Raw genomic sequence first — 16,586 nt, forward strand, 5'->3', positions numbered from 1 at the left:
TTTAGATAAAAGTTGCCATTCCTCCAGAAGTTTTCGGACATCTTTTACCTTTATTTATTCGTAGTGTTCCTGGAGTAATTTTTACAGGAGTTCCTCCATATTCATTATGGAAAAATCCTCCAGCTATTGGATGCATTCCTCCTCATAGTAGCGACTCTGGTGCGTTTTTATTGGCAGAATGTTTTAGGTGTAAAATCTAACTTTACTTAAAGATGTAAAGGGACCTTACAAGAAAAACCCTAATACCAAGAAAGATGCAAGCTTGATCTCAGAAATTTCCACAAAGGAAGTCAGAGAAAGTAATTTTGCAACCTTACCATTTGAAAGGGTTTTGTTAGATTTGCTTGATTATTTCCAACAAATAAGCCAAGTTCAAATTGTTGATAGTTTTAACCCCGATAATATTACTGCTGCAGTGAATGGTGAACACATAGGTACCATTGTTCATCGCTAAAAAATTCTCACAAATATAATCCCAATGCTGTCAGAACTTACGTCAAGCATTTGTATATTCTACATTTTGTTTTTTGTAGAAGTAATTCATATAAACCTTTGCCATGAAAAACAGAAATTATCCCTACAGGTAGCACTGTGGAATATTCCTAGCTCTGGAAAATCATTAATTTTATTGTATCATCGTAAAATTTGGTAATGCATATCTAAATATAGAAACCGGGTTTATATGTGTAGATATTATTTTTATAATATATCTAATATAAATCCGGTTTTTTATCAGTCTTCAAAGTTACTGAATTTGAGAACACTTATACTATCAGTTTCAATAGTAACGACTGCTATTAGAGTTAATTATATCATATTCTGGTAATTAATTATAAATAAAATTATTCTTTTGAGACCCTTCACTGAATGTCCCTATTTTTTTTTCTATAGGAATAAAATACTCCTCTATCCTGTAGTAAAAAAAACAGTTTATTGAATGAAAAAAGATAGAAAATAAACCTAGTTGTAGAAAGTAACTCCAGATGAAGACTAAAACTATTACGGAAATAATTGCAATGCACCAGTATCAAAATAACTACCTTGATAAAATTTATTGACATCAAATATTTTCATTTTTCCAGAAAATTAATACACAGGAAACATCAACCAAGGGTTGTTTATCACACTTAAAAACTACCCTTTATTAAAAATAATAATAATGAACTTAGACCTCTCCCCTGCTTGGATTTCCCTAAAAACTGCAACAGTAACTACAATAATCACCTTTTTTCTCGGCATTGCTACAGCACGTTGGATGCTAGGATATCGTGGTAAAAACAAAGGACTAATTGATGCTATATTAACATCCCCTCTAGTATTGCCTCCAACCGTCACAGGTTTTCTCTTACTATTATTGCTAGGTAGAAACGGTCCTGTTGGTCATTTACTCTCCTCAATGGGGATAACATTAATTTTTACTTGGCCTGCCACCGTAATAGCAGCTACAGTAGTCTCATTTCCCCTAATGTACAAAACATCACTAGCAGCTTTTAATCAAATTGATACCAGTTTGCTTGCTTGTGCCAGAACTTTAGGAGCTTCAGAATGGCGAGTATTTTGGCGAATTTTGTTACCTTTAGCAAAACCAGGAATAATTGCCGGAGCATTATTAGCTTTTGCTAGATCCCTGGGGGAGTTTGGGGCAACTTTAATGCTAGCAGGAAGCATTCCCGGCAAAACTGAAACTATTCCCATCGCTATTTTCTTTGCTTCTGAAGGTGGAAATATGAAAGAAGCACTTATTTGGGTGTTAGTCATTTTAGCCATATCTCTTGGGGTGATAACTGGTGTCAACTTTTGGTCAGAATCTCAAATCAAAAAGCGCATAGTACAAAAAACAGAAAAGCAAATTATTGATGTGCGCTCTATAACTCAAGTTCAACCTCAACCTTTTCTACTCAACTCCCGCAGCCAGTCACAAAGTCTATTTGTAGATATTCAAAAGCAACTTCACGGATTCATGTTAGATGTTGCTTTCAGCGCTAATAACAAACCAGTGGGGTTATTAGGAGGTTCTGGTGCTGGCAAAAGTATGATTCTGCGTTGCATTGCTGGCTTAGAAAATCCCACTCAAGGACGCATAGTTTTAAATGGGCGAGTATTATTCGATGCAAAACTGAAAATTGATTTACCTAGTCGCGATCGCCATGTTGGTTATCTATTTCAAAACTACGCTCTCTTTCCCCATCTAACTGTAGCTGAAAATATTGCTTTTGGTTTGCCCAAAGGTTTGTCATCAAGTGATATTCAACAAAAAGTACAAACCCATCTTTTAGCAGTGCAGTTACCAGGATATGAAAAACGATATCCTGGAGAACTTTCCGGAGGTCAGCAACAAAGGGTAGCTTTAGCACGAGCATTAGCAAGTCAACCAGAAGCTTTATTATTAGATGAAGCTTTTTCCGCATTAGATACCCACCTAAGACATCAAATTGAAACATTAGTTCTTAGCACCCTAGAAAATTATCAAGGAGTAACTTTACTAGTAACTCACAACTTAGAGGAAGCTTATCGCATTTGCCAACATCTATTAGTAGTTGATGATGGACTTATTCTTACTCATGGCCTCAAACAAGACATTTTTGAATATTCTACCAGTGTGAGAGTTGCTCAATTAACTGGTTGTAAGAACTTTTCTCAAGTCTTAATTATAGACGATCATAAAATTGAAGCTGTTGAATGGGGATGTAGTCTTGAGGTCGCCGAACCCATTCCAGAGTATTTCTCTCACGTTGGTATTCGTGCTCACCAGATTACTTTTATGGAGGAAGCAAACCAACCGAATACTTTCCCCTGTTGGTTAGCAGCAACCAGTGAAACTCAGCATCGGATGACTTTATATTTGAAATTATATCAACCTGCACTAAATTCTTTTGACTATCATTTGCAAGCAGAAGTATTCAAGGAAAAATGGTATCAAATTAAAAATAATCCTTTTCCTTGGCAGGTTTGTCTGCACCCTTTCCGTTTATTGTTACTAGAAGATACCTATCGAAATCATATGTTAACTGGTACATTGAAGTCTTCCCAGAAATTGTTCTGGTAAAACGTCAAATCAAATTCCTGAAGCATCGGCTATGAAATACTAAAGCACGAATATTTTTTCCCCGGACCAAGACAGAAAAAGCTATTGATCTAATTTTTTTGTCACTATGGGTAAACTTGTAAATTCTGATATCACAGGCAAGTTTGTACCCATGCCGAACAACGATAGGAACTAGATCAAAGTTTTTCCCATTAAGGTTTTCGTTATTTTTCTAGGGGAAAAGTTCTGGTATAAAATCAACCAAACTTTCCTTTAACACTTTCAATAATACTGGCTCGCTTAAATGAAACTTTGGGACAATTATTAATTAAATAGGAATGTAAATTAGTAGAGTTTAATAGGGAAGAAAACCACGTCCATATTTGGTTTAAGTATCATCCAAACGTTACATTAAGCAGGCTAGTTAATAACATTAAAACGTCGAGAAGCAGAAAACGAAGGAAAGAATTCGTAAAACAAATTAACAATATTTACTGGAAAGATGTTCTTGGGAAAAGTTCTTATTTTATTGCTTCTTGTGGCGAAGTAACAATTTATACTTTGAAAAAGTACATTAAGAATCAAAAAAAACCAGAATAATATTGTCAATACACAGGACATCAACCCCCATTAATTGGCCGTCGATTTATTTCAAACCAAATCAAAGATTATGGTATGAGGCTTCTCCACAATTTAGCTAAAAAATATCGTCAACAGTGTGTTTCGTAGCTTGAGCCCGTGGCCATCACATTTGCTTAAAATCCAGAGTATTTTAACCTCTGGACGCATCAAAATTGTTGTTAAGATTATTTAAGGAAAAACTGACTAAAATCAAATTGTTTTGACAAAAAACAGTAAATATGACAGAAGACAAAGAAAAATTGATAAGAATTGCCGTTGTCGGAGATATTCACAATCAATGGGAACCTGAAGATGAAATAGCCCTCAAATATCTGGGAGTTGATTTAGTACTATTTGTCGGAGACTTTGGTAATGAAGCAGTAGAAATTGTCAGGGAAATTGCTGCTCTTGACATACCTAAAGCAGCTGTTTTCGGTAATCACGACGCCTGGTATACTGCAACTTCTTGGGGTAGAGAAAAATGTCCTTATGACCTAACTCAAGAAGATAGGGTTCAAGAGCAAATAGATTTATTTGGAGAAGCCCATGTAGGTTATAGTAAATTGGACTTTCCAGATTTCAACCTGACAGTAGTGGGGACTCGCCCTTTTAGTTGGGGAGGTCCAAAATGGAAATATCAAGATTTTTATCAAAAACGGTTTGGAGTTAATAGTTTTGAGGAATCTACTGACTTAATGCTAAAAGCCATAGAAAGTGCCCTCCATGAAAATGTGATTTTTCTTGGCCATAATGGTCCAACTGGTTTAGGAAATGCTCCCGAAGATCCGGTGGGTCGTGATTGGAAACCTATCGGTGGGGATTTTGGCGATCCAGACTTTACTGATGCAATAATAGAATCCCGTAAGTTGGGTAAAAACATTCCTCTGGTTGCCTTTGGTCACATGCACCATAAATTACGCCATACTGATAAGCAGTTACGTAAGTGTGTTGATCTGGATGCTGAAGGGACTTTGTATTTGAATGCAGCAAGTGTACCACGGATTATTGATAATGAAGGCCACAAAAGACGAAATTTCTCAATTGTATCTATAGAAGCAGGTGTTGTTTCTCAAGTAGCTTTGGTTTGGGTTGGCCATGACTTGACAGTAATTTCTGAAAAAATTTTATATTACCCAGCAAAATCTGTTTTTGATCCTGCACAAGTGCTATAATAAATATTAGTCAAAATATTATGAATGTCCAAGCTTATTTGGTCAAAAATTCTATATAATTTATTTTTGGCTATCTTTAGCTTTATGGCTTTAATTTTTGGCTGATTGAGGAGAGGTGGCAGAGTGGTCGAATGCGCTCGACTTGAAATCGAGTGAGGCGAGAGTCTCCGTGGGTTCGAATCCCACCCTCTCCGTTTTTTTTATGATGTAATTTACCCCATGTTCTAGGTTTACCAAAACCGATGAATCCTGGTTTTCCATTCTTCTTCACCGTAAATTTTGATCCCTGTAGAATCTACTATCAAATGAATCCCTTCTGTTATTGGCATAACTGGTATCACTATATTTAATTTCGGGGACTCTAAGGGATATCAGTCCTATTTCATGCTCAGGTAAATCTAATCCCATCAAGTGAAAGATAGATTCTATAAATCTTTGTTTTTGTCGTCCTGGGAGTCCAAATAAACAACTCGAATGCTCTTCGAGATCTAATCTTCTTTTGATTGACCCACTCCCACTGCTTTATTACCTTATAGGGTGAGCCCATATATCAAAGTACCTCTTTGTTTTAAGGAAGTATGATACTCCGACCAGTTACTAAGACCTTACTTGGACTTTGATTTGGACTTAGACTTGGACTTAAACTTACTTATATTTACTTTTATGCCATGTACTGTCATTTTTACACTATGGGCATCCGCAGTGCAACAAAGCAAATAACCTGAGTAAATTTTCATTTAACTGTCAAGTCCCCTGAAAATTCTTATCAGTGGGATAGACTCCTTTAATTTATTTTTGACTTAAACCATACTTATCTCTCAAAGTATTTCTTGCCTGCTCTCGGTCATCAAAATGAATTTTTTCTGTACCGAGAATTTGATAATCTTCGTGACCTTTTCCAGCTATTAATACCCCATCTCCAGACTGAGCTTCCATAATAGCAGTACGAATAGCTTCAGCGCGATCGCTGATAACCAAAGGCTTAACTTCTGGGGATATTCCCTCCAATATATCCTGTAAAATTCTTTCGGGATCTTCAGTGCGAGGGTTATCAGAACTCACCACAGCTAAATCTGATAACTCAGCAGCAATTTTACCCATTTTGGGTCGCTTAGTACGATCACGATCGCCTCCACAACCAAACACACAAATCATGCGACCAGGAATAAAAGGTCGGGCTGCCTTTAACAAATTCTCTAAACTATCAGGAGTATGAGCATAATCAACAATTACACTTACATCCTGGCCCTCAGTAACCTGTACCCTTTCCATACGACCAGGTACTCCCGGAAAATCTGATAACTGAGTAACCACCATTGACAAATCTAAACCTAAATGCAACGTCGTCCCTACCGCAGCCAACATATTAGATAAATTGTACTGCCCTACCAATGGCAAACTAAAAATCATCTCCCCCTTGGGAGTATGCAGCATCCCCTTAACTCCTGTCGGCTTATATTCCAAATCTGATGCCCATAAATCTGTAGAAGTATCACTCGTGCTATAACTCCAAACCTTTTCTGACTCTAGTCTGGCAATTAACTTTTGGCCATAAGGATCATCAGCATTAACTATCGCCCGACCCTTGAGATAGTCAGAACTAAAAAGCCGTGCTTTAGCTTCAAAGTAATCATCCATATCTTTGTGATAGTCCAAATGGTCTTGCGTCAAATTTGTAAATACCGCCACCTCATAAGTACAACCCCAAACTCGTTTTTGATCTAGAGAATGGGAACTAACTTCCATGATTCCATATTTACTCCCTGCTGCTAATGCTTGTGCTAGTTGATTTTGTAATTCCACTGGGAAAGATGTGGTGTAAGCTGCCGTTTTTTGAAATCCTGGCCAACGCATATAAAGAGTACCAAATAAAGCGGTAGGTAGTTGAGCATTATTCAAGATAAATTCGACTAAATGAGTAGTAGTCGTTTTGCCATTAGTACCAGTGATGCCAACCATTTTCATTTTTTGCCCAGGGTAGTCATAGAAAGCAGCAGCAATTTCTGGGCAGGTTTGGCTCATATCCGCAACTGGAATAACACACTCATTTTTAGCTGGATGTTTTGTTGCTGCCGAGACTGAAACTATAGCTCCCACTGCGCCATTAGCGATCGCACTTTTCCAGAAATCTCCCCCATCAACACGGGTGCCTGGCATTCCTAAAAATAAATCCCCTGTTTGACAAGCATGTGAATTTGTCGCCAAACCTTTGATTTCTGTTTCTAAAGCTTGGTAATTATTAGTCAGTGAAATACTTGAAACTTTTGCTAATAATTCTCTCAATTTCATATTAGGAACTCCAATAGTTTTTGTAGTCATACCAATTCACCTTAAAGATATCACAATTTGATTTCTGTTTCTAAAGCTTGGTAATTATTAGTCAGTGAAATACTTGAAACTTTTGCTAATAATTCTCTCAATTTCATATTAGGAACTCCAATAGTTTTTGTAGTCATACCAATTCACTTTAAAGATATCACAAATAGTGTCTCACTTGAAAAGCTCAAATAATTTTCTAAAGTTACTGTCAAATCAAAGTTATAAACTTGTGAGATCTTAATGCATGACTTAAGAATTTCCAATACATGACTTCCGTTTACTGAGTGCTAACTGCTTCAAATATCTACCATTTATATCATATCTCTTTGAATACCCACCCCACCGTCTGTGGAAAAATTTTAGCCAATTGGGAACTGGGAGCAATTGATGTAAGAAAAATATTTTTATTAGAGTTGTTTCCTATGGGAAAGTTAAAAGTATTCAAAAATTTATAGGGTAAATTTTTCATGATTAAAATTCTGAAAAACACCTTTAAACCTAAACTTACTTGTTTTAAGTTTTAGCCATTTTTGGGGCTTAATTCCCAACAACTCTATTGTAGCTAATTAATCAGACTTGATATTACACTTTCTTGATATTAAACTTTTGATTTATTCAACAAATGACCCTGAATAATCATTAAGATTTTTTGTCATCCATAGCAAAAAATTACAAATATTTTTGTAACATTTGTTGCAATTTTCTCACCGGCATTCGAGGAGAGGGACGTGGTATAAGCTTTTCAGTTGTTGTATCTGTCTGAGATACACAAAGTACAGGTACTTCATATTGATAAGCTTGAAACCAGTCATCACGGGTGGTAATATCTCTAACCTCTAGCTTAAATTGACAGGGGTTTTCGGGGTCTTTCAGTATTTCTTCAAGTTTTTCTTGAAGTCCTTCACAAAGGTGACAGCCTGGTTTGCTGTATAGTATCAGGTTCATAATTTACTAAAAATTTTGAAAAATCTATTAGAGTTGTTGGGAATTAAACAAAAAAAATGGCTAAAACCCAAAACAAGTTCATGTTTAAGCATGCTTTGAAGAATTAAAATACTCAAAACCATCAAGAGTAAACTTTTGAGCATTTTTAATTTTCTCACATCAAGCAACTCTGTTATATTTATTTAATTACCAGAGTTGTTGAGAATTAACCCACAAAAAATGGCTAAAACCCAAAATCAATCTAGGTTTAAGCATGAAGATTGAGTATTAAAATAATGAAAAGCTTATAGAGTAAGCTTTTGAGGCTCTTTAATTTTCCCACACCAAACAACTCTATTATATAATCCTTATTTTAAATTCATACTTTTTCCATTTATTGAATCTTCCGATAAAATGCAGAAACTGTCTGAGTCATCATATAAAAAAATCCTTAGTTGGGAAACTCCCTAGTCACGTCCTTGTTTTTTTAACCATAAAAAAATTAGTTATCACTCCAGTTTTTTCTAGAAAAGAAGCGATCGCCATAGTCAAAAAAGACATATTGAACATCCCTCCCAATTAAAAAACCCTCAAATATACTTCTTAGCTTGCTGAGATTATGTATCCAAGGTATAGATGTAACTACTATAGCTATTTGTGCTAAAAATTTACTTATTTTTTATTCAAAGTATCAACAATATCCCCAAAGGCACTAGTTGTAGTATAAACATCTCAAATAATTACCAAAAACAAACCTTATGTAGCTATACCGCCTAAGTTTTGGGTATTTACTCTTCCTGAATATATCTTTGCAATTATCTATTAGATTTTCCATTTTTTCTAAGACTCCTTCACCTGTTTATCTTTGAAATAGTAATCAAGTTCAGTACTCAAGCATCTTATATAATAGACCTACCAACAATTTTTCAAATCCTACATAGTAATAGTAAATAGGTATGAACAACAAGAGCAAGGGTAAAATATATTCCCATTGACCCCACCCAAAGATTCAAATAACTACAGATTTTTCAAATCTAGTTAGAAACCGTTACTCTTAAATTTCTTTACTTTAATTATATTTGCTTTTGGCGGAGCATTCCCTCAACGAAGAGCTGGGAGCCACTTAAATTTAGAAGTAATTAACTTATTATTTTCGTTTTCTCTAAGACCTTATTTTTAATATTTAACTTAATTTCATAATACAGCAGTAGTTTAGCAATTCAAACTAGCTTGGTCAAGAATATTAGGTTTAGCTTAAAAATACCGAATTAAAATCCAACTTTGGCTAAATTATCACTAATTTTATCATTCTACTCAAATTACCAAAAATGATATTTTGACCAAAAAAAACAAGGTCTCAAGCCTACTTTTTAAGATTCGGAAAAAAAATAAACTTCAGTATTTTAATCTTAATACTGAACACTGCATTATACTTAGTAATTAATAACTAAAACTACTTTAAATAGATAATATAAAGATTGTAACACAAAATCTTATCTATGGCAAAGGTTGTAATTTTTTTAAATACCCTCTTACTAAAATTGATTTGGTATAATGCATTCATAAATGTCTTAATTTAAAAGACTTAGTTCCTCACAAACTTTTCCATTATTAAAAGAGGTTTAATAATATATGAAGTTGAATTTATGGCCAAATCATCCTTTTTTCAGATATTCGCTCTTTTTTTACTTACTCTTATCTATCAGTACAATCACTGTTAGTTGTACTTCAATTTTACCTCCGCTATTACCTGAACCAGACCCACAGAATCCCACTAATCTCTATTCTAGCGAGCCTTTACAGGTAGCAGTGCTGCCTTGGCAAAGTCCCGAAGGGCAGCAAGAAAAATTACAACCTTTAGCTGAACATCTAGAAACTCTTCTCAAACGCCCAGTTAATTTCCAAATCACGAAAAATTACGCAGAAGCAGTGGATTTGATTGTTAAAGAAGAGGTAGATATGGCATATTTGGCAGCTCTTACCTATATCAAAGCTAAAGAACGTAATCCCAATATTAGACCCTTAGTTATGCCCATAAACAGAATTAGTGGCCGACCTTGGTATACTAGTGTAATTATTGCTAATACTACCAAAAATATTAAAACTCTGGAAGATTTAAAAGGTAAACGTTTTGCTTTTGTTAGTCCATCTTCTACTTCTGGTTTCCTCATACCCATGAATGGTTTGGAAACTGCAGGTATAAATCCTACAAGAGACTTTTCTAAAATTCGTTACTCTGGCAGTCACGATAAAGCAACACAAGATTTAGTAGATGGTGTTGTAGATGCAGTCACTAACGATAAAGCCTCTTTCCTGCGGAGTCAAAAATCAGGAAAACTAGATGCTAATTACAAAATTATCTGGGAGTCAAACCCTATACCTGCACCTCCCATAGTTATCAATGCGAAGAAGTTTACACCCCAAATGATCGTTCAATTGCAAGAAATCTTGATCGATGCTCCCATAGGTGTTGTAGATGTAAGTGGTACTGAATCTAATGGTTATACTTTGGGTCAGGACGCAGACTTTGAGGAGATACGACAAATCTATACCCGTCTCAAGTATACAAAAGTGGCGGAAAAATGAAGATTCTAACTAAATTTATCCTTTCGACATCAATTTCTTTGGGATTAGTAACTTCTTTACTCGGAGTTAGTAGACTTTTGATTGGAAGGACAGAAAAATCCATAGAGAAAGCCCGCAATCATACTAATCAAGCAGTTTATATAACTCATGCACTTATGCTTTCTCTAGAAACACAAACTTCCTTCCTGAAAGACTATCTTTTGTTTAATCGTGGTGTTTTTTATCTGAATAGCTATCAGCAAGAGAAATTAAAGTTTTTGGCTAGTTTGGAAAAGATAAAAGAGCTAATACCAGAATCTCAAAAAACCGAAGTGGTAGGCCGCCGTTATCAACTTCTTGTACGCCTAGCTAATGAGATTATAAACAATCAAGATTATTCTACTTCTAGTATCAAGCAAGATATCAAAGCGATCAAGTCATTTGGGGGTGATATTCGGCTGTTTCTCAGCTTCTTGTTGGAGGAAGTCAGGGTAAAAAATGACCAGAGCCAACAATTTGCGATCCAATTTAAGCAAAATGCAGCTATTTTAACCTACTGTTTAATTTTGGTAGTTTTACTGATTTTTATTGGTGAGTTTTACCTAACATTGTTACCAGTAATTCGTTCAATTCAAACCCTGAAAACTGCCGCCACCAAATTAGATATCGGTACTTTAAATTATCATTTGGATATTCAGACTGGTGATGAAATCCAGCAAATAGCTCAACAATTTAACCAAATGGCAGTTAAATTAGCTAATTCTTACTATTCTTTAGATTTTTTAGAACAGAAGCGACAAGTTGCAGATGCAGCCAATAAGGCAAAAAGTGAATTTTTAGCTAATATGAGCCATGAACTCCGTACCCCTCTCAACGGGATTCTGGGTTACACTGAAATCCTGAGTCGTTCGGAAGCCTGGGGAGAAAAAGAAAAAAAAGGGATTGATATCATTCATCAATGTGGTTCTCACCTACTCACTCTGATTAATGATATCCTGGATATCTCTAAAATTGAAGCCCGTAAACTAGAATTGCAACCCCAAGCGATTCATCTACCATCTTTTCTTCAAGGAATTGGGGAAATTATTTGTATTCGGACAGAAAAAAAAGGCGTTGATTTTGTTTACCTACCAGATGCGAATTTACCCGAAGGCATTGTAACCGATCCTAAAAGATTGCGTCAGGTATTGATTAATTTACTAGGAAATGCTGCTAAGTTTACTGAAAAGGGTCAAGTGACATTTAAGGTAAGAATTATTGATTCTATGGCAGAACAAAAAAAAGATAAAGCTCAAATACCTCAAGATAATGTCAGACTCAGTTTTCAGATTAAAGATACAGGTATTGGCATAAGTCCAGATTCTTTAGAAAAAATTTTCCAACCCTTTGAACAGGTTGGTGAGGGTAAACGACACTCTGAAGGGACTGGATTAGGACTTACTATTACTGATAATATTCTCAGTCTTATGGGTAGCAATATTCAAGTGAAAAGTGAGTTAGGAGTCGGCAGTACTTTTACTTTTGAGATTGATTTTCCCTTAGCACTAGAGTGGCAAGATCAGGTTATCACTGACACTAAAAAGCAATTAATTGGTTATGAAGGGGATTTACAAACTTTGTTAGTTGTCGATAATAAGTGGGAAAACCGCTCGGTAATTGTTAACTTACTCGAACCGCTCAAATTTAATGTTATTGAAGCAGAAAACGGGGAAGATGGTTTGAATAAGGCTAATAAATTTCGACCTAACTTAATTATTACTGATTTGATGATGCCAGTAATGGATGGATATGAGTTTATGAAGCACATTAGAACATCGGAAATACTTAAGCCAATTCCGGTAATTGTCTCTTCTGCATCAGTTATATCAACAGTTAGACAGAAGAGTTTGGATGCTGGTGGGGATGGTTTTCTAGAAAAACCTGTTGGATCAGATGAATTATTTAAGCTACTACAAGAACACTTACAGATTACTTGGAAATATGAATCTATTCTTACTCCTGGTTCTAGTGATTTGCAACATCAACAAAATAGCAGGAAGCAAAAAACTACTGCTGTAGATGTATTACCCCCACTAGTAGTTCTAGAAGACTTATTTCAACTTGCTCAACAAGGTAGATTGAAAAAGTTAGTAGCAGTAGCTCAAGAGTTAGAAAAAGAGAACCAAGAATATGGGGCTTTTGTCGATCATATTGTTCAGCAAGCTAAAGATTTTGAAATTAAAAAAATTACAATCTTTATTCAAGAATCTTTAGAAAAATCAAATAATTAAGGGCTCAACTGGATGCAACTTTTCCTAACAAGTGGAAATTGAGGCAGTTATGAAATGAACCTTTTCAGCTTTATACTGAGAAACAGTTATATTTTTTGATCAAGTTATACATCATATAATAATAATATTTAAACTGATAAATTATGGACCATTCAGATTTAATTTTAGTAGTAGATGATACTCCTGCAAACTTAGCAGTTCTTTCAGAAGCTTTAAGTGATGCTGACTTTGAAGTGGCTATCGCCACAGATGGTGAATTAGCTATTACTCAAGCAAAATTAAGTTTACCCAGCTTGATTCTTCTTGATGTAATGATGCCTGGTATTGATGGTTTTGAAACTTGTCGCCGTTTCAAAGCTTGTAACATCACTAAAAATATACCCATAATTTTTATGACTGCTCTTAGTGATTGTATTGATAAAGTTAAGGGACTTAGTTTAGGAGCAGTTGATTATGTGACTAAGCCATTTCAAGAAGCAGAATTAATTGCCCGTGTGAAAACACAGTTAAAGTTGTACCACCTTACTGAAAACTTAGAACAGAAAGTAGCCGAACGTACAGTAGAACTAGAGCAAGCTTTAGAGCAGGTGAAGGAGTCACAATCACAGTTAATCCAATCAGAAAAAATGGCAGCTCTAGGACGCTTAGTTGCAGGAGTTGCCCATGAAATTAATAACCCTCTTAACTTTATTTATGCTAATCTCAATTATATGGAGGAATATACTACAATATTCTTGGATTTTCTAAAGCTCTATGAAAAAAACTACCCAAATCCTATTGATGAAATTAAAACGCAAGCTGAAGATATAAACTTAGAGTTTATCCGCTCAGATGTACTTCAAACCCTCGCGTCTATGAAAATAGGTGCTGAACGTATCCGAGAAATAGTATTGTCGCTGCGAAATTTTTCTCGTACAGATAAAGCTGAATTCAAACCCGTTGATATTCATGAGGGTATTGAGAGCACCCTAAGGATTTTACAACATCGCTTTAAGGTTCAACCTCAAGGGATAGAGATTCAAATAATCCGAGAATATGAGAAACTACCTCTTGTAGAATGCTCCTATGGCCAAATTAACCAAGTATTTATGAATATTCTGGTAAATGCCATTGATAGCTTAGAAGAAGCCAATACCAACCTTGCATACGAACAAACCCAGGATAGACCTAGTTCTAATCAAATCATAATTAGTACATCTGTAATTGACCCAGAATTAGTACAAATAACTATCACAGATAATGGTTGTGGTATCCCAGAAAATATTAAAAAGTATATTTTTGATCCATTCTTTACAACAAAACCTATAGGTAAAGGGACAGGTATGGGTTTGTCTATCAGCTATCAAATCATTACAGAAAAACATCAGGGTCAACTCAAATGTTTTTCAAAAGCTGGACAGGGAACAAAATTTCTCATTCAAATCCCAATCCATCAGCCTACGATCCTAAAGCACAAGAAAGGGTGAATATTTATTATTTATATTGTGTATAATTTATATTATCTAAAAAATTTAGTTACGATTGGCAGAAGCCCTTCTATCTTCTCGTCTCTGCCTTTATAACAATAAGAGGGTGAATATTTATTATTTATATTGTGTATAATTTATATTATCTAAAAAATTTAGTTACGATTGGCAGAAGCCCTTCTATCTTCTCGTCTCTGCCTTTATAACAATAAGAGAAAGACATTATCTTATATCTAGATCATGCAATGATTATCAGTCAGTTCATCAACCATTAAAAATCAACACCTAAGCTTTACTCCCTGAGTGACTTCTTTACTATCTAAGATTATCTATGGAGATCTACTAAGCTATTAACTTTAGTTGGATTGCTCCCTTTTTACCACTTAAAGAAGTTTCAGTTTTAGATATAGGTGTTGATTTTTAGTATTTAACGATAATGATACAAGTTTTATCTGACTTAACAGAGTTATAGCCTCCTGAGTTGCTTAAATTATTTCCTCTATATTACTACATAAAAATGGAGTAAAACTCAAACACAAACCTAAGAAATTTTTACTCCCAGATTATTAAATCTTGAGAAAATATTAGCCCCTGACAAAGGAGTAGCTGTTGATGTCTGAACAGAGAGATGATCAATTGATTAAACAGTTTTGTTTGTTACCTCCTTTAAGTTATCGCTTGAACTCTTGTACATCTTTTAAAGAAGTCTATTTACTTCTTCATATTTATAATCTATCACTATTAATCAATTATGCAAATTAATGTTATTAAACTTTACTTAGTAACTATTTATCCCTGTTGATATTGTAAATATAGGTTAAATTTTAGTTCGATTTACCATATAAGAAAAAGTTGACTGAAAGTAAATATTGGTAATAATTTAGTATTTAGGAAAATTAAAATCAATAACATTAATAATTGACAAACTCAACAATTGTCATTATCTATGAAAGAAGCTATAAGCTGATGACCTACTATTTATTGGACAATCCTTAATGTGGCCATAAAACTAGAGGTGTCAAAAGTGACTGATTCTTGACTAATATATGTAATTGGACAGTTTTTAAGGGCATCAACTGCAAAACCAAAATCATAATATTAGAGACTAAGCAAGTAACGGAGCAATTAGTTTAGACTTTTTGCTTTTAGCTCTCTCAATGAGATAAAATTTTGGGATTGTACTAATACATAAATAAAATTCAAGTAACTATCTCAAATCTCAAAAAGTAAATATAACAATAACTCAATAAACTAGCCCATAACAAGAATGTTAAAAACATCAATTCCATCTCAAGGAATTCAACAAAATCCCTTAGTATGCCAACTGGCAAATTCTATAGAGGCAGTTTGGCAGCGATACCTTAACCTAGAACCATATTATCTACCTGCAGATCTAGGTTATGTAGAAGGACGTTTGGAAGGAGAAAAACTCATAATTCAAAACAAATGCTATCAAACTGCTCAGTTCCGCAAGCTACATCTAGAACTAGCAACCATAGGCCCGAAGCTGGATATCTTGCACTGTGTCATGTTTCCCAGAATAAGTTATCCTTTGCCTATATTTGGTACAGATTTAGTAGGGGCAAGAGGCCAAATAAGTGCAGCAGTGGTTGATATATCACCTCAAAGTCAAGATAGAAAACTACCAGAAGTCTATAATTATCAACTCCAAGCTTTACCAATAAAAGAATTTGCTCATCCTCGGCAACTACCACAATGGGGAGAAATATTTTCAGAGTTTTGTCTATTTATACGACCAACTGGTTTAGAGGAAGAACAAAAATTTATATCAATAGTAGAATCTTACCTAGAAATACATTGCCAACAAGCGATCGCCCAAAAACCTGTTTCTCCAGAACAACAGCTTGAAATTCTCAAGGCTCAACACCATTATTGCACTCAACAGAGACAAAATGATAAAACCCGCCGAGTCTTGGAAAAAGCTTTTGGGCCTGAATGGACAGATTATTATTTAACAACTGTATTATTTGATAGTCCTAATTAATGATTAGAGAACAATTATGGGAGTAAGGTTCATTGGCTAAAGATATCTACACATCTTAATATCTAGAGCTGGAAAACATTAGAGTTGTTGGGTGTGGGAAAATTAAAAATGCTCAAAAGCTTACTAAATAATATTTTCATAATTTTAATGCTCAAAAGTACCCTAAATGCTGGACTTTTTTTTGTTTTAGCCATTTTTGGGGCTTAATTCCCATACTCT

Annotated in this window: 9 protein-coding genes, 1 tRNA gene and 4 pseudogenes; 10 read left to right on the forward strand and 4 right to left on the reverse strand. The window is 34.7% G+C overall.

Annotated elements, in window-relative coordinates; translation table 11 throughout:
- Position 1: 1 nt before the first annotated feature.
- A complete protein-coding gene (locus tag TERY_RS37495) occupies positions 2-136 on the reverse strand; it encodes a hypothetical protein (protein ID WP_370495925.1) in 135 nt (44 codons plus the stop codon).
- Between the two features lie 72 nt (positions 137-208).
- Between TERY_RS37495 and TERY_RS35430 the strand changes: the two are divergent.
- From TERY_RS35430 to TERY_RS19960, 5 genes and pseudogenes are all read left to right on the forward strand, one after another.
- Positions 209-454, forward strand: a pseudogene (locus TERY_RS35430) (hypothetical protein); the annotation flags it as partial.
- Between the two features lie 705 nt (positions 455-1,159).
- The gene (gene modB, locus TERY_RS19950) at positions 1,160-3,046 is read left to right on the forward strand and encodes a molybdate ABC transporter permease subunit (RefSeq protein ID WP_011613486.1); all 1,887 of its coding nucleotides are present in this window, start codon (positions 1,160-1,162) and stop codon (positions 3,044-3,046) included.
- A 327-nt stretch (positions 3,047-3,373) separates the two neighbouring features.
- A pseudogene (gene tnpA / locus TERY_RS33650) lies at positions 3,374-3,625 on the forward strand (IS200/IS605 family transposase); the annotation flags it as partial.
- A 260-nt stretch (positions 3,626-3,885) separates the two neighbouring features.
- Entirely contained in the window at positions 3,886-4,818 is a 933-nt protein-coding gene (locus TERY_RS19955) for a TIGR04168 family protein (protein WP_011613487.1), read from the forward strand.
- Positions 4,819-4,927: 109 nt separating this feature from the next.
- A tRNA-Ser gene (locus TERY_RS19960) sits at positions 4,928-5,012 on the forward strand.
- An 11-nt stretch (positions 5,013-5,023) separates the two neighbouring features.
- Here TERY_RS19960 and TERY_RS37500 read toward each other — a convergent pair.
- From TERY_RS37500 to TERY_RS19970, 3 genes and pseudogenes are all read right to left on the reverse strand, one after another.
- Positions 5,024-5,135 (reverse strand): annotated as a pseudogene (locus TERY_RS37500) (IS5/IS1182 family transposase); the annotation flags it as partial.
- Positions 5,136-5,607: 472 nt separating this feature from the next.
- Positions 5,608-7,107 (reverse strand): UDP-N-acetylmuramoyl-L-alanyl-D-glutamate--2,6-diaminopimelate ligase, encoded by a 1,500-nt coding sequence (locus tag TERY_RS19965; RefSeq protein WP_044137866.1) that lies wholly within the window; start codon positions 7,105-7,107, stop codon positions 5,608-5,610.
- A 699-nt stretch (positions 7,108-7,806) separates the two neighbouring features.
- Complete coding sequence (locus tag TERY_RS19970) at positions 7,807-8,082, reverse strand: glutaredoxin family protein (RefSeq protein ID WP_011613489.1); 276 nt, start codon at positions 8,080-8,082, stop codon at positions 7,807-7,809.
- 1,611 nt (positions 8,083-9,693) lie between these two features.
- Here TERY_RS19970 and phnD point away from each other — a divergent pair.
- The 5 genes and pseudogenes from phnD to TERY_RS19990 all read left to right on the forward strand — a co-directional run bounded on the left by phnD (position 9,694) and on the right by TERY_RS19990 (position 16,367).
- Positions 9,694-10,647 (forward strand): phosphate/phosphite/phosphonate ABC transporter substrate-binding protein, encoded by a 954-nt coding sequence (phnD, locus tag TERY_RS19975; RefSeq protein ID WP_011613490.1) that lies wholly within the window; start codon positions 9,694-9,696, stop codon positions 10,645-10,647.
- On the forward strand, positions 10,644-12,896 hold the full coding sequence (locus tag TERY_RS19980; protein ID WP_011613491.1) for an ATP-binding protein: 2,253 nt from the start codon (positions 10,644-10,646) through the stop codon (positions 12,894-12,896). Before phnD ends, TERY_RS19980 begins: the two co-directional genes overlap by 4 nt.
- A gap of 143 nt (positions 12,897-13,039) precedes the next feature.
- A pseudogene (locus TERY_RS37505) lies at positions 13,040-13,414 on the forward strand (response regulator); the annotation flags it as partial.
- A gap of 69 nt (positions 13,415-13,483) precedes the next feature.
- Complete coding sequence (locus TERY_RS19985; RefSeq protein WP_370497294.1) at positions 13,484-14,362, forward strand: sensor histidine kinase; 879 nt, start codon at positions 13,484-13,486, stop codon at positions 14,360-14,362.
- Positions 14,363-15,629: 1,267 nt separating this feature from the next.
- Positions 15,630-16,367, forward strand: coding sequence for a phycocyanobilin:ferredoxin oxidoreductase (locus TERY_RS19990; RefSeq protein WP_011613493.1), 738 nt, complete (start codon positions 15,630-15,632; stop codon positions 16,365-16,367).
- The last annotated feature ends 219 nt before the right edge of the window (positions 16,368-16,586 follow it).

It is taken from the genome of Trichodesmium erythraeum IMS101 (genome assembly GCF_000014265.1).
GTDB lineage: Bacteria > Cyanobacteriota > Cyanobacteriia > Cyanobacteriales > Microcoleaceae > Trichodesmium > Trichodesmium erythraeum.

Coding starts and splice junctions, on each gene's coding strand:
- TERY_RS37495 (WP_370495925.1), bottom strand. CDS start 136: ATGCATCCAATAGCTGGAGGATTTTTCCATAATGAATATGGAGGAACT.
- modB (WP_011613486.1), top strand. CDS start 1,160: ATGAACTTAGACCTCTCCCCTGCTTGGATTTCCCTAAAAACTGCAACA.
- TERY_RS19955 (WP_011613487.1), top strand. CDS start 3,886: ATGACAGAAGACAAAGAAAAATTGATAAGAATTGCCGTTGTCGGAGAT.
- TERY_RS19965 (WP_044137866.1), bottom strand. CDS start 7,107: ATGAAATTGAGAGAATTATTAGCAAAAGTTTCAAGTATTTCACTGACT.
- TERY_RS19970 (WP_011613489.1), bottom strand. CDS start 8,082: ATGAACCTGATACTATACAGCAAACCAGGCTGTCACCTTTGTGAAGGA.
- phnD (WP_011613490.1), top strand. CDS start 9,694: ATGAAGTTGAATTTATGGCCAAATCATCCTTTTTTCAGATATTCGCTC.
- TERY_RS19980 (WP_011613491.1), top strand. CDS start 10,644: ATGAAGATTCTAACTAAATTTATCCTTTCGACATCAATTTCTTTGGGA.
- TERY_RS19990 (WP_011613493.1), top strand. CDS start 15,630: ATGTTAAAAACATCAATTCCATCTCAAGGAATTCAACAAAATCCCTTA.